The sequence below is a fragment of the Pseudomonas sp. PDM21 genome, from assembly GCF_014852505.2.
Taxonomy (GTDB): Bacteria; Pseudomonadota; Gammaproteobacteria; order Pseudomonadales; family Pseudomonadaceae; genus Pseudomonas.
The window spans coordinates 492,405-516,943 of sequence record NZ_CM181223.1 but is presented as its reverse complement, the minus strand read 5'-3'; the positions used below and the strand labels follow the sequence as shown (position 1 = coordinate 516,943).

Annotated in this window: 24 protein-coding genes; 10 read left to right on the top strand and 14 right to left on the bottom strand. The window is 66.2% G+C overall.

Going from position 1 to position 24,539, the window contains the following annotated elements; translation table 11 throughout:
• Positions 1–171 precede the first annotated feature (171 nt).
• Together IB275_RS02495 and IB275_RS02490 are read right to left on the bottom strand one after the other, a co-directional pair.
• On the bottom strand, positions 172–690 hold the full coding sequence (locus tag IB275_RS02495) for a glycine cleavage system transcriptional repressor (RefSeq protein WP_045212798.1): 519 nt from the start codon (positions 688–690) through the stop codon (positions 172–174).
• Between the two features lie 19 nt (positions 691–709).
• A complete protein-coding gene (locus IB275_RS02490) occupies positions 710–1,159 on the bottom strand; it encodes a GNAT family N-acetyltransferase (RefSeq protein WP_192293696.1) in 450 nt (149 codons plus the stop codon).
• A gap of 294 nt (positions 1,160–1,453) precedes the next feature.
• Between IB275_RS02490 and IB275_RS02485 the strand changes: the two genes are divergently transcribed.
• On the top strand, positions 1,454–3,631 hold the full coding sequence (locus IB275_RS02485) for a malate synthase G (RefSeq protein WP_192293698.1): 2,178 nt from the start codon (positions 1,454–1,456) through the stop codon (positions 3,629–3,631).
• Positions 3,632–4,030: 399 nt separating this feature from the next.
• Complete coding sequence (locus IB275_RS02480) at positions 4,031–5,560, top strand: NCS1 family nucleobase:cation symporter-1 (RefSeq protein WP_192293700.1); 1,530 nt, start codon at positions 4,031–4,033, stop codon at positions 5,558–5,560.
• A 59-nt stretch (positions 5,561–5,619) separates the two neighbouring features.
• On the opposite strand, the gene pcaD is transcribed toward IB275_RS02480, so the two are convergent.
• On the bottom strand, positions 5,620–6,417 hold the full coding sequence (pcaD, locus tag IB275_RS02475; protein ID WP_192293703.1) for a 3-oxoadipate enol-lactonase: 798 nt from the start codon (positions 6,415–6,417) through the stop codon (positions 5,620–5,622).
• A 95-nt stretch (positions 6,418–6,512) separates the two neighbouring features.
• On the opposite strand from pcaD, the gene IB275_RS02470 reads away from it, so the two are divergent.
• The gene (locus tag IB275_RS02470; protein WP_192293704.1) at positions 6,513–7,388 is read left to right on the top strand and encodes a LysR family transcriptional regulator; all 876 of its coding nucleotides are present in this window, start codon (positions 6,513–6,515) and stop codon (positions 7,386–7,388) included.
• Here the strand turns inward: IB275_RS02470 and IB275_RS02465 are convergent, their stop codons facing one another.
• Positions 7,389–8,141 (bottom strand): glutathione S-transferase family protein, encoded by a 753-nt coding sequence (locus IB275_RS02465; RefSeq protein ID WP_192293705.1) that lies wholly within the window; start codon positions 8,139–8,141, stop codon positions 7,389–7,391.
• A 187-nt stretch (positions 8,142–8,328) separates the two neighbouring features.
• Here IB275_RS02465 and IB275_RS02460 point away from each other — a divergent pair, with 187 nt between their 5' ends.
• From IB275_RS02460 to IB275_RS02450, 3 genes are all read left to right on the top strand, one after another.
• Positions 8,329–8,832 (top strand): RNA polymerase sigma factor, encoded by a 504-nt coding sequence (locus IB275_RS02460; protein ID WP_405307719.1) that lies wholly within the window; start codon positions 8,329–8,331, stop codon positions 8,830–8,832.
• Entirely contained in the window at positions 8,829–9,791 is a 963-nt protein-coding gene (locus IB275_RS02455) for a FecR domain-containing protein (RefSeq protein ID WP_192293707.1), read from the top strand. Before IB275_RS02460 ends, IB275_RS02455 begins: the two co-directional genes overlap by 4 nt.
• A gap of 191 nt (positions 9,792–9,982) precedes the next feature.
• Entirely contained in the window at positions 9,983–12,391 is a 2,409-nt protein-coding gene (locus tag IB275_RS02450) for a TonB-dependent siderophore receptor (RefSeq protein ID WP_192293708.1), read from the top strand.
• Positions 12,392–12,521: 130 nt separating this feature from the next.
• Here the strand turns inward: IB275_RS02450 and IB275_RS02445 are convergent, their stop codons facing one another.
• A complete protein-coding gene (locus tag IB275_RS02445) occupies positions 12,522–13,388 on the bottom strand; it encodes a protein phosphatase 2C domain-containing protein (protein ID WP_192293709.1) in 867 nt (288 codons plus the stop codon).
• Between the two features lie 81 nt (positions 13,389–13,469).
• On the opposite strand from IB275_RS02445, the gene IB275_RS02440 reads away from it, so the two are divergent.
• Together IB275_RS02440 and IB275_RS02435 are read left to right on the top strand one after the other, a co-directional pair.
• On the top strand, positions 13,470–14,435 hold the full coding sequence (locus IB275_RS02440; RefSeq protein ID WP_192293710.1) for a Vgb family protein: 966 nt from the start codon (positions 13,470–13,472) through the stop codon (positions 14,433–14,435).
• Between the two features lie 25 nt (positions 14,436–14,460).
• Positions 14,461–15,090, top strand: coding sequence for a glutathione S-transferase family protein (locus tag IB275_RS02435; protein WP_412548198.1), 630 nt, complete (start codon positions 14,461–14,463; stop codon positions 15,088–15,090).
• 33 nt (positions 15,091–15,123) lie between these two features.
• On the opposite strand, the gene IB275_RS02430 is transcribed toward IB275_RS02435, so the two are convergent.
• From IB275_RS02430 to rloA2, 6 genes are all read right to left on the bottom strand, one after another.
• Positions 15,124–15,396: an ABC transporter substrate-binding protein gene (locus tag IB275_RS02430; RefSeq protein ID WP_192293712.1), complete on the bottom strand. Its 273-nt coding sequence runs from the start codon at positions 15,394–15,396 to the stop codon at positions 15,124–15,126.
• Positions 15,396–15,692, bottom strand: a complete 297-nt coding sequence (locus IB275_RS02425) for a hypothetical protein (RefSeq protein WP_138213057.1) — start codon at positions 15,690–15,692, stop codon at positions 15,396–15,398. Before IB275_RS02425 ends, IB275_RS02430 begins: the two co-directional genes overlap by 1 nt.
• Before the next feature lie 11 nt (positions 15,693–15,703).
• Entirely contained in the window at positions 15,704–17,146 is a 1,443-nt protein-coding gene (creD, locus tag IB275_RS02420) for a cell envelope integrity protein CreD (RefSeq protein WP_192293713.1), read from the bottom strand.
• A 157-nt stretch (positions 17,147–17,303) separates the two neighbouring features.
• Complete coding sequence (gene creC, locus IB275_RS02415) at positions 17,304–18,716, bottom strand: two-component system sensor histidine kinase CreC (protein WP_192293714.1); 1,413 nt, start codon at positions 18,714–18,716, stop codon at positions 17,304–17,306.
• Positions 18,716–19,405: a two-component system response regulator CreB gene (gene creB, locus IB275_RS02410; protein WP_192293715.1), complete on the bottom strand. Its 690-nt coding sequence runs from the start codon at positions 19,403–19,405 to the stop codon at positions 18,716–18,718. Before creB ends, creC begins: the two co-directional genes overlap by 1 nt.
• Before the next feature lie 65 nt (positions 19,406–19,470).
• A complete protein-coding gene (gene rloA2 / locus IB275_RS02405; RefSeq protein WP_081519648.1) occupies positions 19,471–20,007 on the bottom strand; it encodes a retropepsin-like aspartic peptidase RloA2 in 537 nt (178 codons plus the stop codon).
• Positions 20,008–20,141: 134 nt separating this feature from the next.
• On the opposite strand from rloA2, the gene yihG reads away from it, so the two are divergent.
• On the top strand, positions 20,142–21,026 hold the full coding sequence (gene yihG, locus IB275_RS02400; RefSeq protein ID WP_192293716.1) for a 1-acylglycerol-3-phosphate O-acyltransferase, YihG family: 885 nt from the start codon (positions 20,142–20,144) through the stop codon (positions 21,024–21,026).
• Positions 21,027–21,032: 6 nt separating this feature from the next.
• Here the strand turns inward: yihG and IB275_RS02395 are convergent, their stop codons facing one another.
• Positions 21,033–21,593 (bottom strand): DUF2780 domain-containing protein, encoded by a 561-nt coding sequence (locus tag IB275_RS02395; RefSeq protein ID WP_192293717.1) that lies wholly within the window; start codon positions 21,591–21,593, stop codon positions 21,033–21,035.
• 97 nt (positions 21,594–21,690) lie between these two features.
• Positions 21,691–22,233: a DUF2780 domain-containing protein gene (locus tag IB275_RS02390; protein ID WP_081519645.1), complete on the bottom strand. Its 543-nt coding sequence runs from the start codon at positions 22,231–22,233 to the stop codon at positions 21,691–21,693.
• 286 nt (positions 22,234–22,519) lie between these two features.
• Here IB275_RS02390 and mdtD point away from each other — a divergent pair, with 286 nt between their 5' ends.
• Positions 22,520–23,956 (top strand): multidrug transporter subunit MdtD, encoded by a 1,437-nt coding sequence (mdtD, locus tag IB275_RS02385; RefSeq protein ID WP_081519644.1) that lies wholly within the window; start codon positions 22,520–22,522, stop codon positions 23,954–23,956.
• Here the strand turns inward: mdtD and rloA3 are convergent, their stop codons facing one another.
• On the bottom strand, positions 23,957–24,466 hold the full coding sequence (gene rloA3, locus IB275_RS02380; protein ID WP_151189080.1) for a retropepsin-like aspartic peptidase RloA3: 510 nt from the start codon (positions 24,464–24,466) through the stop codon (positions 23,957–23,959).
• Positions 24,467–24,539 lie beyond the last annotated feature (73 nt).

Below are 24,539 nucleotides of genomic sequence, written 5' to 3'. Positions count from 1 at the left end.
CCACTTATCAACAGAATGCCCACGGTACGATCCCCGCAATTTGTGCACAGCGGCGAGGCAGGAAGTGGATAAACAGATCGACGTGAAACCTAAATAGAATGGGCCCTCTGTCAATCCATCAACAGAGAGCCCACAGGTTTTTCCACAAGCCTTGCGGTCAGAGCGGGACGGTCATTCCCCGCTGTGGAAATTCAGCTCCACCATCAAGTCATCGGCCAGCTCTTCCAGCTTCTGCTGCAGGGTTTCCAACGGCAGGGTCAGCGGCACGGCCAGCAGCGCCTCGGCATGGAACAGCGGCTCGCTACTCATGGGCGCGGGGAGCACCTCGGTGGTCAGGCTCTCCAGGTTCACGCCATGCTCGGCCAGCAGCTGGGTGATATCGCGGACGATGCCGGGGCGGTCGTTGCCCACCAGGTCGAGATGGATCGGCTTCCAGTTGCAGGCCGGCTCGATGCCGCTTTCCGCCAGCAGCACGCGGATGCCGTGCTCGCTCAGCTCCTGCAGACCTTCCACCAGCTCGTCATAGCCTTCGGCGGGAACCGCCACGCGAAGGATCCCGGCGAACTGCCCGGCCATGCGCGACATGCGACTTTCCAGCCAGTTGCCGCCATGGGCGGCGATGCATTTGGCCACGCGCTCCACCAGACCGGGCTGGTCCTGGGCGATGACGGTCAATACGAGGTGGTCCATGAGCAGTCTCCGCGAAGGGCTAGGCCGTGAGGTCCAGCCAATAGGTGTAGAACTTGTCGTCCCGCTGGTATCCCAGGCGCTCGTACAGCGACTGGCCAGCATGGTTGGTCTTCGCCGTCTCCAGCATCAGGCCGCAGGCGCCGGTCGCTTCACCGTGGGCGCGGGCGGCGTTCATCAGCGCCTCGCCATAGCCATCGCGGCGCGCAGCGGGCAGCACATAGAGGTCACTGATCAACCACGACGCCTGCAGCGCCAGGGAAGCGAAGAACGGGTACAGCTGCACGAAGCCTACCGCCAACCCATCGATGCTGCGCGCGATGAATACCGTGGACTGCCCGCTGCCGATGCGCGCCCCGAGAAACTCGCGAATCTTCGCGTGGGGCGCGGGCACTTCGTAGAAATCGAGGTAGCCGGAAAACAGCGGAACCAGGTCATCCAGATCGGTGGGGGTGGCAAGCGTCACGGACATGCGGGATTCTCCAGGAGGGAAGAAGCAGTATAGGCACGGCGAGGTTAGCCGGCTGCGACGGGCTGCCACAGGTACCCGTTCGGGTAATGCGTGTACAGTTTTAAGATTTATCTGGAACAATCCAGATGATATTTGCGAACATAAGACCTGCTACGTGACTGATATGCGTACTTTGGTCTAACCGCGACGCTAGCCCACTGATTTTTCCCACGGCATCATGTAGTATTCCGCGGCTCGGACTACAAGGCGTTTTGCCTGTGTCCAGAGCTGGTCCTGAGCAGAGTGAGGCAAGCAATGACTGAACGCGTTCAAGTCGGTGGCCTGCAGGTCGCCAAAGTCCTTTTCGACTTCGTGAACAACGAAGCCATTCCCGGCACCGGCATCGAGTCCGGCAAGTTCTGGGCGGGCGTAGAAACCGTAATCAACGACCTGGCCCCCAAGAACAAGGCCCTGCTCGCCAAGCGCGATGACATCCAGGCGAAAGTCGATGGCTGGCACCAGGCCCGCGCCGGCAAGCCGCATGATGCGGTCGCCTACAAGGCCTTCCTGCAGGAAATCGGTTACCTGCTGCCCGAGCCGGCCGACTTCCAGGCCAGCCCGCAGAACGTCGACGACGAAATCGCCCGCATGGCCGGCCCGCAGCTGGTAGTGCCGGTGATGAACGCGCGCTTCGCCCTGAACGCCGCCAACGCCCGCTGGGGCTCGCTGTACGACGCACTGTACGGCACCGACGCGATCAGCGAAGAGAACGGCGCCGAGAAGGGCAAGGGCTACAACAAGGTCCGCGGTGACAAGGTGATCGCCTTCGCCCGCGCCTTCCTCGACGAAGCCGCCGCACTGGAATCCGGCTCCCACGTCGATGCCACCGCCTACGTGGTGAAGAACGGCGCACTGGCCGTGACCCTGAAGAACGGCAGCGAGACCGGCCTGAAGAACGCCGCTCAGTTCCTCGCCTTCCAGGGCGAAGCCGCCAAGCCGAAGGCCGTGCTGCTCAAGCACAACGGCCTGCACTTCGAAATCCAGATCGACCCCACCAGCCCGATCGGCCAGACCGATGCCGCTGGCGTGAAAGACGTCCTGATGGAGTCCGCGCTGACCACCATCATGGACTGCGAAGACTCCGTGGCCGCCGTCGACGCCGACGACAAGGTCGTGGTCTACCGCAACTGGCTGGGCCTGATGAAAGGCGACCTCGCCGAGCAGGTTTCCAAGGGCGGCAGCACCTTCACCCGTACCATGAACCCCGACCGCGTCTACACCAAGGCCGACGGTTCCGAGCTGAGCCTGCATGGCCGCTCCCTGCTGTTCGTGCGTAACGTTGGCCACCTGATGACCAACCCGGCGATCCTCGACGCCCAGGGCAACGAAGTGCCCGAAGGTATCCAGGACGGCCTGTTCACCAGTCTGATCGCCATTCACAACCTGAACGGCAGCGCGACCCGCAAGAACAGCCGCACTGGCAGCGTGTACATCGTGAAGCCGAAGATGCACGGCCCGGAAGAAGTCGCCTTCGCCGCCGAAATCTTCAGCCGCGTCGAGGACCTGCTGGGCCTGCCGCGCAACACGCTGAAAGTCGGCATCATGGACGAAGAGCGCCGCACCACCGTCAACCTGAAGGCCTGCATCAAGGCCGCTGCCGAGCGCGTGGTGTTCATCAACACCGGCTTCCTCGACCGCACCGGTGACGAAATCCACACCTCCATGGAAGCCGGCGCCATGGTGCGCAAGGGCGCCATGAAGACCGAGAAGTGGATCGGTTCCTACGAGAACAACAACGTCGACGTCGGCCTGGCCACCGGCCTGCAGGGCAAAGCCCAGATTGGCAAGGGCATGTGGGCCATGCCTGACCTGATGGCCGCCATGCTCGAGCAGAAGATCGCTCACCCGCTGGCCGGCGCCAACACCGCCTGGGTTCCGTCGCCGACCGCCGCCACCCTGCATGCGCTGCACTACCACAAGGTCGACGTGTTCGCCCGTCAGGCCGAACTGGCCAAGCGCGCGCCGGCTTCGGTGGACGACATCCTGACCATTCCGCTTAGCGCCAACACCAACTGGAGCGCGGAAGAGATCAAGAACGAGCTGGACAACAACGCCCAGGGCATCCTCGGCTACGTAGTCCGCTGGATCGACCAGGGCGTCGGCTGCTCCAAGGTGCCGGACATCAACGACGTCGGCCTGATGGAAGACCGCGCCACCCTGCGTATCTCCAGCCAGCTGCTGGCCAACTGGCTGCGCCACGGCGTGGTCACCCAGGAGCAGGTGCTGGAAAGCCTCAAGCGCATGGCTTCGGTGGTGGATCGCCAGAACGCCGGTGACGCCCAGTACCGCGCAATGGCGCCGAACTTCGACGACAACGTGGCCTTCCAGGCCGCGCTGGAACTGGTCCTCGAAGGTACCCAGCAGCCCAACGGTTACACCGAGCCGGTCCTGCACCGCCGCCGCCGCGAGTTCAAGGCCAAGAACGGTCTGTAAGAACATCGCCAAGCGTTGAAGAAACCGCCCTCCGGGGCGGTTTTTTTATGGCTGCCGATCCGGGAACCGGCGCTACGCCCAGTCAATGGTGGACTCCTCCTGCGATGCACTCTGACCACAGGGAATCGGACACGTAACGCATGTGCACAATTATTGTGTACAAAATCCCCACCCTGAATATCCGAGAATCGCAACCAACCTGACTCCCAAGTCAATGATTGCTATGGAAATTTAATTTCCTGACCACTTGGACATCCATCAAGGCCGCACCAATAAAGGGCTCAAGCGGGATTCGAACCTACCTCCAGCGAGATCTGGAAGGCGGCAGACGGTTGCACTGGCATGGAATTGGCTTTGCACACAAATCACAAAAAGCCGTGCATACAAATCGAGTAGCCCATGAACTCCAGCCCTACCCACCTGTCCGGCGTTTCCCCTGTCCAACCTGTCGATGGCGCGGCCTGCGCGAAAACTGCCGCGCCGACCCTGAGCCCGCGCCTGTACAGCGCCGACCTAGCCCCGACCAAGGCCGCCGGCCGCAACTGGGGGCGCTACAGCCTGTTCGCGCTGTGGACCAACGATGTACACAACATCGCCAACTATTCCTTCGCCATCGGCCTCTTCGCGCTAGGCATGAGCGGCGCGCAGATCCTCGCCGCGTTCGCCCTCGGCGCGCTGGTGATCTATGCCCTGATGAACCTGTCCGGCTACATGGGCCAGAAGACCGGCCTGCCCTACCCGGTGATGTGCCGCATCAGCTTCGGCATCCACGGCGCGCAGTTGCCGGCGCTGATCCGAGCGGTGATCGCCATCGCCTGGTTCGGCATCCAGACCTACCTCGCCTCGGTGGTCCTGCGCGTGCTGCTCAGCGCCATCGCGCCGAGCCTTGCGGCCTACGACCATGACTCGATCCTCGGCCTGTCGACCCTCGGCTGGATCACCTTCCTCGGCATCTGGTGCGTGCAACTGGTGATCTTCGCCTACGGCATGGAGATGGTGCGCCGCTACGAATCCTTCGCCGGCCCGATCATCCTGGTGGCCTTCGCCAGCCTCGCCGGCTGGATGTACTGGCGCGCCGGTCTGTCGATCTCCTGGTCCAGCGGCAACGCGCCGACCGGCTCGGCGATGTGGCTGAAAGTCCTGGGCGCCGCAGCGCTGTGGGTCTCGCTGTACGGCACCATGATCCTGAATTTCTGCGACTTCACCCGCAACTGCCCGGACCGCCGCACTATCAGCGTCGGCAACTTCTGGGGCCTGCCGGTGAACATGCTGGGCTTCGCGCTGATCGCCGTGGTGCTGGCTGGCGCGCAGTTCAGCATCGACGGCAAGCTGGTGCAGAACCCCACGGAGATCGTCGCCGCGATCCCCAACACCTTCGGCCTGGTGCTGGCCTGCCTGGCCTTCCTGATCGTCACCGTGGCGGTAAACATCATGGCCAACTTCGTCGCCCCGGCCTACGTGCTCACCAACCTCGCGCCGAACCTGCTGAACTTCCGTCGCGCCGGCCTGCTCAGCGCCACCATCGCGGTGCTGATCCTGCCCTGGCACCTGTACAACAGTCCGGCGGTGATCGTGTATTTCCTCGGCGGCCTGGGTGCGCTGCTCGGCCCGCTGTACGGGATCATTGTCACCGACTACTACCTGGTACGCCGCAGCCGGGTGAACCTGCCGGAGCTGTACAGCGAAAGCCGCGAAGCGGCCTACCACTACAGCGGCGGCGTGAACCTGCGCGCCGTGTCGGCGTTCGTTCCGGCCGCGCTGATCGCCATCGTGCTGGCGCTGGTGCCGGCGTTCGATGCGCTGTCGCAGTTCTCCTGGTTCTTCGGCGCCGGCCTCGGCGCGCTGATCCACTACACCCTGGCCGACCGCAAGCGCCGCTACGCGGATGTCTCCGGCGAGCCCATCGCGGTGGATGCAGCGCACCATTGAGCCTGGATTATCGAGCTTGTGGATAAACGACAAGGCCGCCTTCGGGCGGCCTTGTCCGTTCAGGGCGCCAGCAGGAAATCCAGCACCGCACCTTCGAACTCACGGGGAAACTCGATGTTCGACAAGTGCACCGCCGGCAGCATGAACAGGCGCGCGCCGGGGATCGCCTGGGCAATCAGCTCGCTGTGGTCCGCGGCGGTCACCGTGTCGAACTGCCCGGCGATCACCAGCGTGGACAGACGCACATTGCGCAAGGCGCTGCGCAGATCGGTTTCCTGCACCGCAGCGAAGGACCCGGCCAGCCCATGCCGGTTGGTCGCCAACAGCGTGGCGCGGAACGGCTCCATCTCCGGCCGCCGCGAATCCAGCCAGGCTGGCGGGAACCAGTTGGCAAGGAAGGTCGCCGCAGTGCCCTGCAGATCTTCCGCCGCCAGTACGTCGGCGATGCGCGCGTCCCATTGCTCCTGCGGCCCGAGCCAAGCGGAGGTGTTCGCCAGCACCAGTCGCTCGATGCGCTGCGGAGCCTTCAGCGCCAGCCACTGGCCAACGAAGCCGCCCAGGGAGAGTCCGAGGAAATGCGCACGCTGTACGCCGAGCGAATCGAGCAGCTCGATCACGTCTTCTCCCAACCGCGCCAGTGAATAGGGACCAGCGGGAACGCTGGAGGCGCCGTGCCCGCGAGCGTCGTAGCGCAGCACGCGGAAGTGCTCGCTCAGCGCGGCAACCTGCCCGTCCCACAGGTGCAGGTCGGTGCCGATGGAGTTGGACAGCACCAGTAGGGGCCGCTCGGCGGGGCCGTCCAGGCGATAGGCAATGCGCGCATTGTCGCGGGTAGTCAGATAGTGCAGCTGGCTCATGGCAGCCTCTCCTCAAGGGGTGTGAGACGAGGCTAGTTGCGGCGGACTCTGGAAGAAATTACAAAGAGCGAACGCTCTCTGTCAGGAAAGCTGACATGCACGACTTCACCCTGCACGACCTGCAGTGCTTCGACGCGGTGGTCGAAGCCGGCGGCTTCCAGGCCGCCGCCCAGCAATTGCATCGTTCCCACCCCGCGGTTTTCGCCGCCGTGGCCCGCCTGGAGCGCCAGCTCGGCTTCGAGCTGCTGGACCGCAGCGGCTACCGCGTCGCCCTGACGGCCGCCGGCGAATCCTTCCACCGCCGCGCCCGGGGCCTGCTGCGCGAACTGGGCAGCCTGCGCGACCACGCCGCGCACCTGGCAGCCGGTGAGGAAAGCGAACTACGGGTGGTGCTCGGCGACTTCTGCCCGCGCCCCACCCTGCTGGAAAAGCTCGCACGCTTCTTCGCCACGCAACCCCGCACGCAGCTGCAGTTGTATTTCGAAAGCGTCAGCGGGCCGCTGGAGCGGCTGCTCGATGGCGAGGCCGGGCTGATCCTGCACCGCGTGGACAAGGCCGACCCGCGCCTGGAGTGGCTGGACCTGGGTCAAGTGGACTTCATCCCGGTAATTGCGCCGGGGCTGCTGACGGACATCACGGATATCCGCCCGGAGCACCTGCGCTCGCTCACCCAGTGCGTGATGCGAGACAGCGCCCGGCACTCGCCTCCCGTGGACTTCTTTGCCCTCGAGGGAGCGCCGCAATGCACGGTGCCGGACCAGGCGATGAAGAAGGAGCTGGTGCTGCACGGCCTCGCCTGGGGCCACCTGCCGCGCCACCTGATTGCCGAAGAACTGGCCGACGGTCGCCTGCGCGATCTCAGCGGAACCCACCTGCCCGGCCGCCGCGAGGAACTGGTCGCCGCGCGCCTGCGCGACCGCGCCCACGGCCCGGTCGCGCAGCGACTCTGGAGCTTCCTGCAGCAGGCCTGATCAACTGCGGCTCATCGGCCCGCGCACCGGCTGTTCACGCATGTAGCTGACCTCGCTGACCGGCGCGCCTGCGGCGATCAGCGCTTCGCGCTGCTGGGCGATGGGCGTGCGGGCGATGGCGCGTTCGAACTGGTTGAGCTTCTGGAACGCCGGCAGCGCAAAGGCCGCGGCGAGCATGGCCGCCAGTTTCGGCCAGCGCTGGGCATCCAGCTCGTAGCGGGCGAACTGCGCGTTGCGCATGAAGCAGGCGACGCTGATGTCGGCGATGGACAGCTCACCGAACAACCAGCCGCTCTCCGGCAACTGCGCCTCGAGGTAATCGAATACTGCCGGCAGGTCGTGCTGGTAGGTCTGCTCCAACAAAGCGGCGTCCGGCTCACGGCCCCACACGCCGCGGCCGATCACCAACTGGTCGAACAGCTGCCAGATCACCACCTGGCCCATGCGGCTGTCGGCAAACTCCTCGATCCAGCGGGCGCGGGCGCGCTTGGCGATATCCGCCGGGTACAGCGCCGGCTGTGGATAACGCTCTTCCAGGTACTGGCAGATCACCGAGGAGTCGTTCAGCACCAGTTCGCCGTCCACCAGCACCGGCACCTGGCGCAGCGGGCTCAGGCGCTCGAACGCCTCGTTGCCGAAGAAGGGCACGACGGAGTCGATGCGGTAGTCCACGCCCTTCATTTCCAGCAGGACCAGCGCCTTGCGCACATAGGGCGAGAGGAAGGAACCGATGATCAACACAGGGTCTGACATGGCGAGGCTTTCCGCGAGAAGGGTCGCCCGATTGTAGAACGACGCCGAAAAGCGGGCGACCGGCAGCAAAAGCCGACGGGTGCCAATTGCGCGCGTGACCGCACTTTGCGATCATTTGCGAATGGTTATCGTTTTTTAACTTGATTCCATTCGAGATCATTGGGGGAGTAGCTTGTCGGCCATCCAGATGGGTAGCGGCGAACTCGTTGGCGCCTTGTATCGCGATCACCGCGACTGGCTGACTGCCTGGCTGAATCGCAGCCTGGGCTGTCCGCAGCGCGCCGAAGACCTGAGCCAGGACACCTTCGTCCGCGTACTCGGTCGTCGCGAGCTGCCCTCCCTGCGCGAACCGCGCGCCTTCCTGGTGACCGTCGCCAAGGGCCTGCTGGTGGACCACTGGCGCCGCGTGGCGCTGGAACAGGCCTACCTCGACGAACTGAAATGCCTGCCCGAAGCGGTGCAGCCCTCCGCCGAAAACCACTGTCTGATTCTCGCCGACCTGCGCGAGATCGACCGCCTGCTGGGCAAGCTGTCCACCCGCGCGCGCAGCGCCTTCCTGCTCAACCGCCTGGACGGCCTGGGCCACGCCGAAATCGCCGGGCAACTGGGCGTTTCCGTGCCGCGCGTACGCCAGTACATCGCCCAGGGCCTGCGCCAGTGCTACGTCGCGCTCTACGGCGAGCCGACGTGAAGGGACCGGTTTCCCTGCAGGTACTGGACGAGGCGATCAGCTGGCAGCTGCGCCTGGGCTCCGGCGAATCGCGCCCCGACGATGAAGCAGCTTTCGCCCACTGGCATTCGGCCCACAGCGAACACGCCCGTGCCTGGAGCCAGCTGGGCATGCTCGACCGCAGCCTGGCCGGCGCCGCACCCAAGGCAGCGCGCAACGCCTTGCTGCGCTCGCCGGGCGAATCCCGACGCAAAGTCCGGCGCCTGGCTGGCACCGGCTTGTCGTTGCTGCTGGTCGGCGCACTGGCGCTGGGCGTCGGCAACCGTTACACGCCGGTGCGCTATGCCTTCTCCGATCTCGTCACCGCCACCGGCGAGCAGCGCGAACTGCGCCTGCCGGACAACACCCGGCTGGTGCTCAACAGCCGCACCGCCGTCGATGTGCGCTTCGACGCCGAGCAGCGGCGCATTGTCCTGCTCAGCGGCGAAATCCTGGTGGAGACCGCCCACGGCGACAGCCGTCCGTTCATCGTCGAAACCGACGAAGGCCGCCTGCGTGCCCTTGGCACGCGCTTCCTGGTGGAGCGCGACGACGGCGACAGCACCTTGCTGAGCGTCCTGCAGTCCGCCGTGGCCGCACGCCCCGAACAGCTGCCGGACGAACGCGTGGTCAACCAGGGCCAGCAGGTGCGTGTGCGCGCCGATGGATTTGGCGCGCTAGAGGCCAACAGCGTCACCGCCGATGCCTGGACCCACGGCATGCTGGTGGTGGACAACGTGCGCCTGGGCGAGCTGATCCACCAGCTGGCGCGCTACAGCCCCGGCTACCTGGCGCTGGACCCGGCGCTGGCGGACCTGCGCATCACCGGCAGTTTCCCGCTGAAGAACATCGACCTGGCGCTCAGCTCGCTGGAACCGACGCTACCGGTGCGCATAGAGAAGCACGGCCAGTGGTGGTCCCGCGTGGTGCCGCGCGGCTGAATCCCCTGTAGGAGCGGGCCATGCCCGCGATGGCATCCCGCGCGATACGGACCTGTCGCGGACGGAGTCCGCTCCTGGGAAAAGCTGCCTCGGCGAATACCCGAAAAAAATTTTCACCCGGCCCTATCACTTTTCAATTCTCGTCCGGCAAGGAGGCATCGAGAACCGTTTTCATTCAGGAGTCGTTTTCAATGCGCCGCCCGTTCGAACTGTCGCTCCGCCCCTGCCTGCTGGTCACCGCTATCCTGCTGGCCACCTCGTCGGCCATCGCCGCCGAAACCGTGCGTGACTACCAGGTACCCGCCGGCCCGCTCGCCAGCACCCTCAACCGCATCGCCGCCGAAGCCGGCCTGTCGCTGAGCCTCGACCCGGCGCTGGCCCAGGGTCGCAACGCGCACGCCGTGCAGGGTCGCTACGATGCCGCCGGCGCACTGCGCCAGGCGCTGCAGGGAAGCGGGCTGGAACTGGTGGAAAGCGAATCGGGCAGCTACAGCCTGCGCCCGGTGCCCAGCGACACCCTGTCGATGTCCGCCACCACCATCAGCGGCACCCAGGAAGACCCGGACGGCCCGACCGTCGGCTACCTCGCCACCCGCACCCGCGCCGGCACCAAGACCGACACCCCGCTGCTGGAAGCCCCGCGCTCCATCTCCGTCGCCACCCGCGAGCAGATGCAGGACCGCAACGTGCAGAGCCTGGACGACGCAGTGCGCTACATGCCCGGCGTGATCGCCAGCAGCTACGGCAACGACACCCGCGCCGAATGGCTGAAGGTGCGCGGCTTCGAGCCGACCCAGTTCCTCGACGGCCTGCCGCTGCCCAAGGGCTCCTACGTGATGCCCAAGCTGGAAACCTGGGACCTGGAGCGCGTTGCCCTGCTGCGCGGCCCGGCCTCCTCGCTGTACGGCCAGACCCCGCCCGGCGGCCTGCTGGACATGACCAGCCGCCGTCCGGAAGCCGAGAGCAGCCATGAAGTGCAGCTGCAGGTCGGCAGCTACGAGCACAAGCAGATGTCCTTCGACAGCACCGGCAAGGTCGACGATGCCGGCAACCTGCTCTACCGCGTCAGCGGTGTGGTGCGCGACAGCAACACCCAGGTCGATCACGTCGACAACAAGCGCTACAACATTGCCCCGAGCCTGACCTGGAACTTCGACGAAGACACCAAGCTGACCTTCCTCTCCCAGTTCAACCGCGACGATACCGGCATCACCAGCCAGTTCCTGCCGCTGCAGGGCACCAAGCTGTCCACGCCGGCAGGCGAGGTGAAGTACCACGAGAACCTCGGTGATCCGGACTGGGAGTTCTACGACAAGACCTACTACGCCCTGGGTTACGCGTTCGAGCACCGCATCAACGACGTCTGGCAGTTCCGCCAGAACCTGCGCTACACCAAGAGCGACCTGTCCTTCCAGGGCATCACCGCCGGCGGCAGCGCCTACTCGGTAGCCGACGACGGCACCCTCTCCCGTGGCGCCAACGTGGTCGACGAAGACATCAGCCAGTTCGCCATCGACAACAACCTGCAGGCCGACTTCTCCACCGGCCCGTTCAAGCACACCCTGCTGCTGGGCCTGGACCACCAGCGCGCCAACACCAACTACAAGTGGCTGTACGGTACCGCGCCGACCAGCAACATCAGCAAGCCGATCTACGGCCAGGACTTCAGCAACGTCGTCTACACCGCGTACAACGACTACAACCAGAAGATGCGCGATACCGGCCTGTACGCCCAGGACCAGATCGCCCTCGACAACTGGCGCCTGACCCTCGGCGGTCGCCAGGACTGGGCCCACACCGGTTCGAAGTTCTACAACGCCGATGGCGCTACCGATACCCGCCGCGACAGCAATTTCAGCGGTAACGCGGCGCTCAGCTACGTATTCGACAACGGCGTGGCGCCCTACGTGTCCTATGCCGAGTCGTTCCAGACCGAAGCCGGTGGCACCAACGGCGCGGCCTTCGAGCCGAGCACCGGCAAGCAGTACGAGCTGGGCGTGAAGTACCAGCCGGTGGGCACCGACCTGATGCTCAGCGCCGCCGTCTACGACCTGACCCGCAAGAACATCGTCCTCACCGGCAGCGACTTCATCAGCCGCCCGGTGGGTGAAGCTCAGGTCCGTGGCTTCGAGCTGGAGGCCGTCGGCAACGTCACCGAGAACCTCAAGGTGACCGCCGCCTACACCTATGCCAACAGCAAGATGACCAAGGTCGCCAACCCGCTGGACAAGAACCGTCCGCTGCCGCTCACCCCGGAGAATCAGGCCTCGCTGTGGGCCGACTACACCTGGCATGACGGCCTGCTCGACGGCTTCGGCCTGGGCTTCGGCACCCGCTACGTCGGCGAGACCCACAACATCGCCATCGGCAGCATGGGCTATGTACGCGACAAGTCGGACGGCGACACCGGTTCCTACACCGTCTACGACGCCGCGGTGCACTACGACCTGGGCCGCCTCGACAACAGCCTCAACGGCCTGAACGTCGCGCTGAATGCCAACAACGTATTCGACAAGGAATACATCTCCACCTGCGACGGCTTCTACTGCTACTACGGCGACCGTCGCAACGTGGTCGCCAGCGTCAACTACAAGTTCTGACGCCCGCGCAGCGCTACAGGCACTCGTAGGGCGCATAACGCGCCAGCGTTATCCGCCGGCACAACGGCGGATAACCGGTTCCAGGTTATTCGCCCCAGGCTTCCGGTGGCCCGCGCAATGCGGGCCGCCCCTACGCAATGCCCACCGTCACCTCTCCCCAGACCACGCTCGCATCGTCATGGATCTTCAGACGCGGATAATCCAGCGCCTGACCATCGGCGCTTTCCAGCGCACGCAGTTCATCGATCAGCGGCTCCACACCACGCTCGGGCAAGGCCGCGAACAACGCGCCCAGATCGTAGCGGCGGAAGTCCAGCAGCCGGTCGAAACCATCGGTGACCAGCATGAACGCCCTCAGCCCCACAGGGTCGAGCACCCGGCGTTGCACGTGGGGAATCCAGCGCTCGCTCGGGTCAAGGCACCAGTAGCCTTCCGGCGTGTTGGCCCGCGCGCGGTTGCACCGCACCCATTCACGACTGGCCTGCCAGAGCTGCGCATGGCTCCAGTGCGGATTCGCCTCACGGAGCGCCAGCAGGCGCTGCACCGACTGGCGATCGATCTCTTCCAGCGGCGTGTCGCCGAAGCTCTCGACACGGCCATCGTTCCAGGCCAGGTGGATGCAGGTATCGCAGAGATTGAGCAACTCCAGCGAGCCGTCGCCCAGCACCCGCAGCAGGCTCAGGCAAGCGCTGGGCAGGTTGAGATCCAGGCTCACGGCCACGCCGGAGTCACGCCGGAAGTCCGCAGCGATGCCCGCCTGCAATTGCGCCAGCAGCTCGTCGGTCGGTACATACGGCTGCTCCTCCAGCAAGCGCTGCAGGTGCGCATTGGCGCTCTGCGCCAGCCAGCGCGCGTCACTCTCGCCACCCACCAGGCCCTGTCCGAGACTGGTCGCACCATCCAGCACCCAGGCCGCCTGCGCGGTGTAGCCGATGGCATCGTCGTTCACCGGCGAACCCTGGCGGCAGGCCGCCCCGCGTACGGAAATCGTCGTCACAAGCCGTTCTCCTTCGTTTCGTCGGCCACACTGACCGGCGTACAGTCTCACCTGAATCCGGACCCTGCCAAGGAGAGCCCCATGCTTTGCGTCCTGTCCCGCCCCCTGAGCGGCCTGCTCCTGACCGGCCTGCTGCTGGCCACCGGCGCCCATGCCGCCGAGGTGAAGTACTTCGACCTGCCCAAGGGCTCCGGCCCACACGATGTAGCGCCCACCGAGGACGGCAAGGTCTGGTACACCGCGCAGAAGCTCGGCGTTCTCGGCCGGCTCGATCCGCAGACCGGGCAGACCGAACAGATCAGCCTGGGCAAGGGCTCCAGTCCCCACGGCGTGATCGCCGATGGCAACGGCGATGCCTGGGTCACCGACAGCGGCCAGAACGCCATCGTCCACGTGGATGCGCAACGCCTGGGGGTGGAAGTCATCCCGCTGCCCAAGGAGGCGGCCAACGCCAACCTCAACACTGCGGTATTCGATGACGACGGCGTGCTGTGGTTCACCGGGCAGAACGGTTTCTACGGTCGTCTCGACCCGGACAGCCGCGACCTGAAGGTCTGGCCGGCGCCGCGCGGCAAGGGTCCGTACGGCATCGCCGTGGCTCCGGATGGCGGTCTCTGGTACGCCTCCCTGGCGGGCAACTACATCGGCCAGATCGACGGCATCGAAGGCAGCGCCACCCCCTTCGATGCGCCAAGCAAGGACGGCGGCCCGCGCCGCCTCTGGTCAGATTCCGTGGGGCGACTCTGGGTCAGCCAGTGGAACGCCGGGAGCCTCGCGCGCTTCGATCCCAGCGACAACCAGTGGAAAACCTGGAAGCTGCCGGGCGATCATCCGCAGCCTTATGCGGTCTACGTCGATGCCATGGACCAGGTATGGCTGAGCGATTTTTCCGCCAATGCGCTGCTGCGCTTCGACCCGCAGAGCGAGAAATTCACGGCCTTCCCCAGCGATCACGAACACGCCAACGTCCGCCAGCTGCTTGGCCGCCCCGGCGAAGTGTGGGGTGCCGAATCCGGCACCGATCGCCTGGTGCTGATCCGCGATTGAACCGATGACCGAACCCCAGGAGTTGCTGTCGATGAGTACCCGTCCCGTCCTGTTCCACGCCGCCGCATCGCCCTTCGTGCGCAAGGTCATGGTCCTGCTGCACGAGACCGGCCAGGTCGACGCCGTGGAGCTGTACGCCGCCGTCCACACGCCCATCGCGCCGGACGCCGGCGTGCTGCACGACAACCCCGCCGGCAAGATCCCAGCCCTGCGTCTGGCCGACGGTCAGACCCTGCACGACAGCCGGGTGATCCTCGAATACCTCGACCAGCAGCACGCCGGCGAGCCGCTGATCCCCCGCGAAGGCGCCGCGCGCTGGCGGCGTCTCACCCTCGCCTCGCTGGCGGACGCAGTGCTCGATGCGGCCGTGCTGATCCGCTACGAAACCGCCATGCGTCCGCAGGAAAAACACTGGGACCAGTGGCTGGACAACCAGCAGCTGAAGATCGTCCGCGCCCTCGCCTACTTCGACGGTCCGGCCCACTCCGAGCTGGCCGAGCGCTTCGATATCGCCGCCATCGGTGTGGGCTGCGCCCTGGGTTACCTGGACTTCCGCCAGCCGCACTGGGACTGGCGCGCGGATTACCCGCAACTGGCGAAGTGGTTCGCCGAGGTCAGTCAGCGGCCGTCGATGCAGGCCACGGTTCCTGCCTGACCCCTGGATGGGTATCGCTGCGCTCCACCCATCCTACGGTGCGCAGCTCATTGAGCGATCCGGTTTGCTCCATACTCGCCAGCCGGCACCGCCCAGCCCCCTCTCCCTTTGAGAGAGGGTTGGGGTGAGGGCGAAGCCTGCGCGCCAGAACTTCACCTCGCACAAACCGCGCCGCACCGCCCGGCGCTGAAACCGCTCATCCCGCACCACCCGCCGCTCCAGCCCCAGTTCGAACAACCCGGCGATCCGCCGCGCCAGCCGCCGGCCCACTTCGCGCTCCTCGCGCAGTCCGCTCCACCCACTCATCACTTCTTCCCCAATCGGTAGATCGGCAGCGCAAGCAGCAGGCCGAGTTGCGCCACGCCCATGCACATTTCCAGGAAGGAACGCACATGGGGGTTGTTCGCCGCGTCCTCGACACCCGTGAGTTGAGTCCACAGCTCACCCGGCAGCAACAGCGCCAGGTGCGCCATCGGCTTGCCGGTGGCCACCAGCAGGGCGATCCAGTCGAAGCGGCCGAGCAGCATCAGCACCGGCAGGCACAAACCACTGAGCAGAAGGCCGGCGAACAGACACAGGGAAAAACGCATCAGGTTGGGCATCTCCATTCTCCTCAGCGCTGCACGCGCACGTCTTCCAGTGAAAATTCCAGGTCATCGCCACGGGGCTTGCCGATGCCGTACCAGTCCAAGTGACGGGTCAGCACCATCACGCCACCGAGCACGCCGAACAACAGCAGCGAACCCATCAGCAACGCGTAGTCCTCGGCGCTGAGCAGCGCGTAGAGCATCCCGTAGAGCCCAGCCAGCCCGAGGCTGAACCCGGCTCCGCGCCACAGGCTGCGCAGCACGTGGCAGAGGTAGAAGCCGATCAGCCCGACGCACGCGCCAGCGGACAGCAGGTAGGCCAGCTCGAAGCCGACATGCTCGGAGAGCGACAGCAGCAGCAGGTAGAACAGCGCCAGTGCCATGCCCACCAGGGCGTACTGGATCGGGTGCACCGACAGGCGCTTGAGCACTTCAAAGAGGAAGAAGCCGGCGAAGGTGAGGACGATGAACAGCAGCGCGTACTTCACCGCGCGGTCGGTCTTCAGGTACTGGTCCACCGGGTCCACCAGCGCGACACCGAAGCGGTGCTGGCCGAACTCGTTGCACTCCGCCGAACTGGCACGGGAGGCGTCCGGATCGACCGCTTCGACCGCACGGGCGACATCCGCCTGGGCCGGCGCGGTGCAGGCACGCAGTTGGTCCTCCAGGTTGGTGGCGAAGAAGCTGGTACGCCAGCGTGCGCTGAAGCCCTGGTCGCTGACGCTGCGTTCGGTGGGCAGGAACTCGCCGCCGAAACTGGGGTGCGGCCAGTCCGAGACCAGGTTGACCTGGCTGTCGCGGCCGACCGGGGTGATGTCCAGGCGGCTGCTGCCCAGCAGCGACAGTTCGAAGGCGTAGTCGAATCGCTGCTCGTGATCGCTGGCCTTGAGTGGCAGCACCGCATGCACGCCGTTGCCGAGGAACTGGCTCTGGGTGCCCGGCTGGAAGTCGCGCAGTTCGTCACCGACCTTCAGCTTCGGTGCGTTCTCGATGCCGCGCACGTCGCTGATGCCCACCGCCAGCAGCGGGTCGTCGAAACGGTAGCTGCCCAGGTCGCTGGTGATGCCGTAGTTGGCCGGCAGGACGAAGCTGCCGCTGACCTGGCTCTCGGCATGGAACAGGCGCGCCTCGTAGATACCGCGATGGCGCAGCTCGGTGCGCATCTGTCCGTCGAGGCTGAAAACTTCCGGCAGGAAGTACAGCCGCCCACGCACTTCGCGCTCCTGCAGCACGCGCTGCTGGCTCGCCTTGTCCAGGCGCCAGCCACGAATGGTGCGGGTGTAGGGCACGACCACCAGCGGGCCGGTGAGCTGCTGGCTGTAGCTGGCGCTGCGGGCGATGTCCTGCAGGACTTCGTCGCGGTAGTTCTGACGCTCGTCGACGAGGCCGTCGATCATCAGCAGGGGTATCAGCAAGAGGACGATCAACAGCGCGATGGCGCCGAGCTTGATGCCGAGGTGGCGGTTCATCGAAGGCTTCTCCGTTGGTGGACGACGGGGCAAGCCTGGGGCCCGCGCGTGGCGACGCTCAGGGCGGAGTGTGGAGACTGTGTGGGTTTTATGTGGCGGCGGAGCAGCCAGTAGGAGCGGGCCATGCCCGCGAGCGGCGCCGACAGGCGCCTTATGTCTACGGCAGGGACAGACTCGCGCGCACGCCACCTTCGACGTTCTCGACGCTCAGCTCACCGCCATGCAGCGCCGCCACCTCGGCGACGAAGTTGAGGCCCAGGCCAGTGCTCTTGCGTCCGCTGATCGGGCGCGGCAGCGAGTAGAAACGCTCGGTCAGACGCGGCAGGGCGAACTCCGGAATCGCTTCGCCCTGGTTGAACAAGTCCACCCGCCAGCCTTCGCCGTCGGGCTGCGCAGCGAAGCGAATCACGCCACCGGCCGGGGTGAAATCCAGCGCATTGTCCAGCAGGTTTCCCAGCGCCTGGCGCAGCAGGAAACGCTCGCCCACCACGCATGCCTGCTGGGGAATCGCGTTCTCCAGCTGCACGCCCTGCACCCGCGCCATGCGCTCATCGATCAGCTCATCCGCCAGCTCGTGCAACGCCACCGGCACATGCTCCTCCAGCCCCTGGCGCTGCTCCACCTGGGCAAGGTTCAGCAGGCGCTCGATCAGCTGCTGCAGGCGCTCGCTCTCCCCGGCGATGTTGCCGACGAAGCGCGCACGCTGCTCGTCGGGCATCTCGCCCTCGAGCAACTCCGCCGCTCCGCGAATCGCCGCCAGCGGGCTCTTCAGTTCGTGGGTCAGGGTATGCACGTAGCGTTCTACGTAGTCCTTGCCTTCCAGCTGCACACGCATGTGCTCCACCGCGCCAGCCAACTGCGCCATCTCGCCGCCGCGGTAGCGGGGCAGCTCGGCGCGCCGGCCCTCGCTGACCGCCTGGGCGTAGCGGGTCAGGCGATCCAGCGAGCGGCTCAGCCACCAGGACAGCCCCGCGCCCACCAGCAGGCCGAGCACGATCAGCCCGGCGCCGAGCCACGCCAGACGGCGCTGCGAGCGATCAATGTAGGGCTGCAGTGTGCGGTTGGGCTTGGAGACCGAGACCACGCCGATGATCTTCTCGCCGTCGCGGATCGGCGCAGCGACGTACATCACCGAGGACTCCGGATCGTCCGCCGACTCACGGCTGGAGCGCGCCCCGTACTCACCATTGAGGGTCCGATAGACGTCGTTCCAGCGCGAATAATCCTGGCCCACGGCCCTGCCGAGGGAGTCCAGCAGGACGATGCCGCGCGCATCGGTGACGTAGATGCGGTGGTTCACAGCCGTCTTGTTCACGCCCCAGATATCGGCCTGCGGGCTGCGCGCGCCGTAGGCGCGGAGCATGTCGGGCAGCCGGCTCTGGTCGAGGGTGCCACTCTTCACGTCGGCCTGGAGAATCTCGGCCAGCAGGTTGGCGGTATCCACCAGCGTCTCTTCGCTGGACTGGCGCACGCCGGGGCGGATTTCGTCCATCACTGTGCGCAGGACGAACCAGCCGGTCAGCCCGACGAAGAAGAAGTAGACCAGGAAGATCCGCAGCGACAGGCGCATCAGCTCTTGTCCGGCGCGTAGCTGTAGCCCAGCCCGCGGTGGGTCTGGATCGGTTCGGCGGCGGGGACGACCTGGCGCAGCTTGGCGCGCAGGCTCTTGATGTGGCTGTCGACATTGCGCTCGTAGCCGGCATCGGCGGCGACGCCCAGCGCATCGAGCAGCTGCTCACGGCTGAACACGCGCTCGGGGCGCGCCAGCAGCGTTTGCAGCAGGCGGAATTCGTGGCGGGTCAGCGCCAGCGAGTGGCCATGGTAGCGAATCTGGAAGCGCTCTTCGTCCACCTCGAACGGGCCGTTGCCGGCGGTCGCCGTGGCCGGCGCTTCACGCGGCGCGGTGCGCTTGAGGATGGCTTTCACCCGCGCGGCGACTTCACGCGGGCTGAAGGGTTTGACCACATAGTCGTCGGCGCCGATCTCCAGGCCCACCACGCGATCGATCTCGGCGTTGCGCGCGGTGAGGAAGATCACCGGCACCTCGGAGAAGCGCCGAAGCTGCTTGCAGGCTTCGAAGCCGCTGATGTCGGGCAGGCCGACGTCGAGGATGACCAGATCGAATGCGTCACGCTGCAGGCGTTCGAGGGCGGGGCCGGCGAGGTTCAGCCAGGTGGTCTCGAAACCCTCGGCCTGCAGGGCATAGAGCAGCGTGTCGGCGATGGCGGCTTCATCTTCGACGATGAGGATGTGGGGCATGGGATTCCGATTCCCGGGAAAGTTCCGGAAGGGTCCATCATGCCCCGCGCCGCGTCAATCGAGGATCAGGAGCAGCTCGGCTTGCCGGCCACGAAGCGCTCGCCCGGGTCCACCGCAACGTGGAATTTGCGCAGGCCCTTGGTGCCCATCAGGAACGGGTAGTTGAAGTGGCTGCGATCGGTGAGGTTGACCTCGATGGTGCGCTGGTCGCCGCCCAGGCACACCGGCAGTTCGATCACCGGGCGCTGGCTGAGGCCGGGGCTGGCCTCTTCCTCTTCGTCCTCGCCGGCGGATTCGGTGCGGTTCTTGATCTTCGAGATGCGCGAGAGCTTGTGCTCGTACACCGAATCGCCGCCGTCCTTGGTGGCCAGCTTGAAGCGCACCCAGTCCTCGCCGTCGCGCTGGAATATCTGGATATCCTTGGCCGACAGCGACGAGGTGTAGGCGCCAGTGTCCATCTTGGCCTGCAGGGTCTGGTCGAGCTCGGGCAGGCTGACCCATTCGTAGCGGCCGTAGAGCTTGGTCTCGGCGGCCAGGGCGAGGCCGGGCAGTGCGATGCCGGCCACAGAGAGAAGCGAAAGCAGAGCGAGGGCGCGTTTCACGCGAAATCTCCGGGGTGGAATACGTCGCATAGGACTAGCACGGCGGCCATTGGTTCGCCATACCCGCGCCGCTTGGGCCGGGACAATTGTCTGCGTATCATGGCCGCGCCACCGTCGCACAAGGAATGGACCCCATGCCGGCAGTCAAAGGCGTCATCGCCAGCCTCCTGCTGTTGCTCAACACGCTGATCCTGATCGGGCCGATGCTGCTGATCGCGCTGCTCAAGCTGGTCATCCCCGGCCAGGCCGCGAAGGACGCCTGCTCGCGCGGGGTGATGTGGATCGCCGAGACCTGGGCGGAGATCGACAAGGCTATCTTCGCCCTGATGACCCCGACCGTGTGGGACATCCGCGGCGCCGCCCAACTGCGCGGCGACACCTCCTACCTGGTGATCAGCAACCACCAGTCCTGGGTCGACATTCCGGCGCTGGTGCAGGCGTTCAACCGCAAGACGCCCTACTTCAAGTTCTTCCTGAAGAAGGAGCTGATCTGGGTGCCCTTCCTCGGCCTGGCCTTCTGGGCGCTCGACTATCCCTTCATGAAGCGTTACAGCAAGGCCTTCCTGGAGAAGCACCCGGAGCTCAAGGGCAAGGACCTGGAGATCACCAGGGCGGCCTGCGAGAAGTTCAAGCGCATGCCGGTGACCGTGGTGAACTACCTCGAAGGCACGCGCTTCACCCCGGCCAAGCAGGCCCAGCAGCAGTCGCCTTACCAGAACCTGCTCAAGCCCAAGGCCGGTGGCGTGGCCTTTGTCCTGGCGGCACTGGGCGAGCAGCTCGATACCCTGCTGGACGTCACCCTGGTCTATCCGAAGGGCCCGCGACCGGGCTTCTGGGACCTGCTGTGCGGACGCGTGCCGCGCGTCATCGTCGATATCCAGGCGCGCGAGATCGACCCCGCGCTCTGGCAGGGCGATTACGAGAACGACCCGGAATTCCGCCAGTACGTGCAGCACTGGGTGTCGCAGTTGTGGGAGCAGAAGGATGCGCGCATCGAGCAACTGCGCCAGGAGTTCTGACGCTCCCTACGCGCCTCGTCCGGCGACCGGCGCAGCCGGCGTCAGCGGGGCCGCCGGCGTCCCCCAGAGTCCGCCGAGCGTCCCCAGCAACTGGCTGCTCAGGCCCTGCTCGGTGAAGTAGTCGAGGATCACCCCGGCGAAGCGGCCGATCATCGACTGGTCCATGCCCAGTACGCCGAAGATCTGGTCGACGTCCTGCAGGTTGTTGATCCCGCCAAGCAGCGCCGCGGCGTTGCCCAGTCCACCGAAACCGCCCAGCGCCCCGCCCAGATCACCCAGCGAGCTGTTGCCGGCGAGCTGGTCGAGGTTCGGCAGGGATTTCTGCAATTGCGCCGTGTCGGTTTCCTTCAGGCTGTTCATCGCCATCGCCAACATGGCGCCGGTACCGCCGATGGCCTGCTGCTCGCTGACACCCAGCTGCCTGGTGAGGTTGCCCAGCAACGCGCTGGCGGCCGGCGGCACGCCCTGCCCCTGAGTGGCGGGCTCGCTGGTGTCGGTGAAGGTGGCGGCGAACACGGGGGAAACGGCCAGGCAGGCGGCCAGGAAGACGACGGAACGGATGGGCATCGACGGCTCCGGAAAGCGGATGTCCCGCCCCAGGGCGGGGCCGGATCGTCGATAGGACCGGGGCGCGGCGCGGCGGTTCCGCGCCGGCCGGCGGATATCAGGCGCCGGTGCCCCAGAGGCTGCCCAGGGTGCCGAGCAGGTTGCTGTTCAGGCCCTGCTTGCCGAGGTAATCCAGCAGCACGCTGGAAAACTTGCCGGTCATCTCCTGGTCCATGCCCAGCGCACCGAAGGCCTTGCTCACGTCGCCCATGCTGCTGACGTTGCCCAGCAGGCCGCTGGAGGCGCCGCCACCCAGGTCGCCAAGCTGGCCACCGAGGCCGCCCAGGGCATTGCTGCCGGTGAGCTTGTCGAGGCCGGGAACGGTCTTCGCCAACTGCGAGTAATCGGCGGTGCTCAGTTTGTTCTTCGCCAGGCCCAGCAGCGCGCCGGTACCGCCGAGCGCCTGTTCGTCGCTGACGCCGAGCTGCCCGGTCAGGGCGCCGAGCAGGCCGCTGGTCTGCGGCGTGGAAGCCACGCGCGAGGTGTCGGCGCCGGTCGCGCCGGACACCGCCTTGGCGGCATCGCCCAGGTTGAAGGCGAACGCGGAGGAAGTCGCCAGCAGGGCGGCCAGTGCGAGGGTGACACGGGGTTTGACGGACATCGCTGTCTCCTGGGGGTTCCGGACGCCATATCGACCGGGAGGCAGGGCCATTGTTCCGCCCTGGAAGGCGCAGCGGAGGAAAAACGCGCTCCGTTCACAGGGACAGAAATGTCCGGCGTCATCGGGCTGCGCCAGGGAACTCCTGGCCTGCCGGCAATGAAAGGTCATTCGTCCAATCACTCCGGCTGGCGACGAGGGAGAATCGTCTCGCCACTGCCGCGGCGATTTTCCCCGCGATCGGCAAAGATTCCCTAAGCTAGAGCCATCCCCGCCCGACGGACCGACCATGAGCGAACCCTTCATCCTCACGCCCCGAGTGGCCCGCCTGCTGCCCTGGCTGGTGGCCATCGCCTTCTTCATGCAGGCCCTGGACGGCACCATCCTCAACACCGCGCTGCCGAGCATGGCCCGCTCGCTGGAAGAAGACCCGCTGCGCATGCAGGGCGTGGTGATCGCCTACCTGCTCACGGTAGCGCTGCTGATCCCCTCCTCCGGCTGGATTTCCGACCGCTTCGGCACCCGCCGGGTATTCCTCTTCGCGATCTTCCTGTTCAGCCTCGGCTCGCTGCTCTGCGCGCTCTCGCCCAGCCTCGGCGCCCTGGTCGGCGCCCGCGTGGTGCAAGGCATCGGCGGCGCGCTGATGATGCCGGTGGGGCGCCTGGTGATCCTGCGCGTGTACCCGCGCACGGAGCTGGTGCGCATCCTCAGCTTCGTCACCATCCCCGGCCTGCTCGGTCCACTGGCCGGACCGACCCTGGGTGGCTGGCTGGTGGAGTACGCCAGCTGGCACTGGATCTTCCTGATCAACCTGCCGGTGGGGCTGGTCGGCTTCATCGTCGCCCTGCGCCTGATGCCGGACCTGCGCGGCGTGCGCGCAACGCGTTTCGACTCGATCGGTTTCCTGCTCTTCGGTGGCGCCATGGTACTGATCACCATCGCCCTGGAGGGCCTGGGCGAACTGCACATGCCCCACGTGCGCGTGGTTCTGCTGCTGGTGGGCGGGCTGGTGCTGCTGGCGGCCTACTGGTTGCGCGCGCTGCGCATCGAAGCGCCACTGTTCCCGCCCTCGCTGTTCGCCACGCGGACCTTCGCCGTGGGCGTCCTGGGCAACCTGTTCGCCCGACTGGGCAGCGGCTCCCTGCCCTTCCTCACGCCGCTGCTGCTGCAGATCGGCCTGGGCTTCTCGCCGTCGCGGGCGGGCATGACCATGATCCCGATGGCCCTGGCGGCCATGGTCATCAAGTCGCTGGCGCGACCGCTGCTGGACCTGTTCGGCTACCGCAAGCTGCTGGTCGGCAACACGCTGTTGCTGGGCGCGATGATCGCCAGCCTCGGCCTGGTGGACCAGAACACGCCCTACGCGCTGCTGCTGGTGCAACTGGCGGTCCTGGGCGGGATCAACTCGCTGCAGTTCACCGCGATGAACACCCTCTCGCTGATCGACCTGCGCGACGACAACGCCAGCGCCGGCAACAGCCTGCTCTCGGTGGTCATGCAGCTGTCCATCGGCATGGGCATCGCCTGCGCGGCGGCGCTGCTGGGCGGCTTCAACGGCGATCAGGAAAGCGCCCAGGGCGACGTGCTGTCAGCCTTCCACGCGACCTACTTCAGCGTCGGCATCCTTTCGATGCTGGCGGCGGCGATCTTCTTCCAGCTCAATGCCGACGACGGTCGCACCACGCCACGCCGGGTCGAGCCGGAGCATGGCGTCGACGAACACTGATCAGGGCTTGCAGGTGGGCGCGACGGTCTGGGTCTTCGAGGCGTCCACCGCGCCCAGGTGTTCCAGGGTCCGGCGGCCGAGCAGCACCGGGTAGTCCAGGGTCTGGCGGTCACGCAGGGTGAACTGCTCGCGGTAGACCTTGCCACCCAGGCACACGTCCATCAGCACCACCGGGCTGCGCTCGACGCCGCTCTCGTTCTTGAACTTGAGCACGCGCTCGACGCGCCGCTCGAAGGGCAGGCGCTGCTCCTTGCCGGTGGCCGGATCGGTGAGCATCACGTCGTACTGCACCCAGCGCTCGCCGTTCTTCTTGATCCGGACGATGTTGCGCGCATCCATCACCGAGGTCTGCGCGCCGGTGTCCAGCTTGGCCTTGAGCGGCGCCTGCTCGGGCATCAGCATGAGCGTTTCCACCCAGCCCCAGGTAGCGGGCTGCGCGGGGGCGTCGGCGGCAAGGACACTGCCCGGAATGAGCAGGCCGGCGAGCAGCAGGCGGAAGGTGAATGGCATGGATGGCGGCTCCGGAAAGGCTATGGCGGCACTATAGGCAATAAAAAACCCCGGATGTTTCCACCCGGGGTTT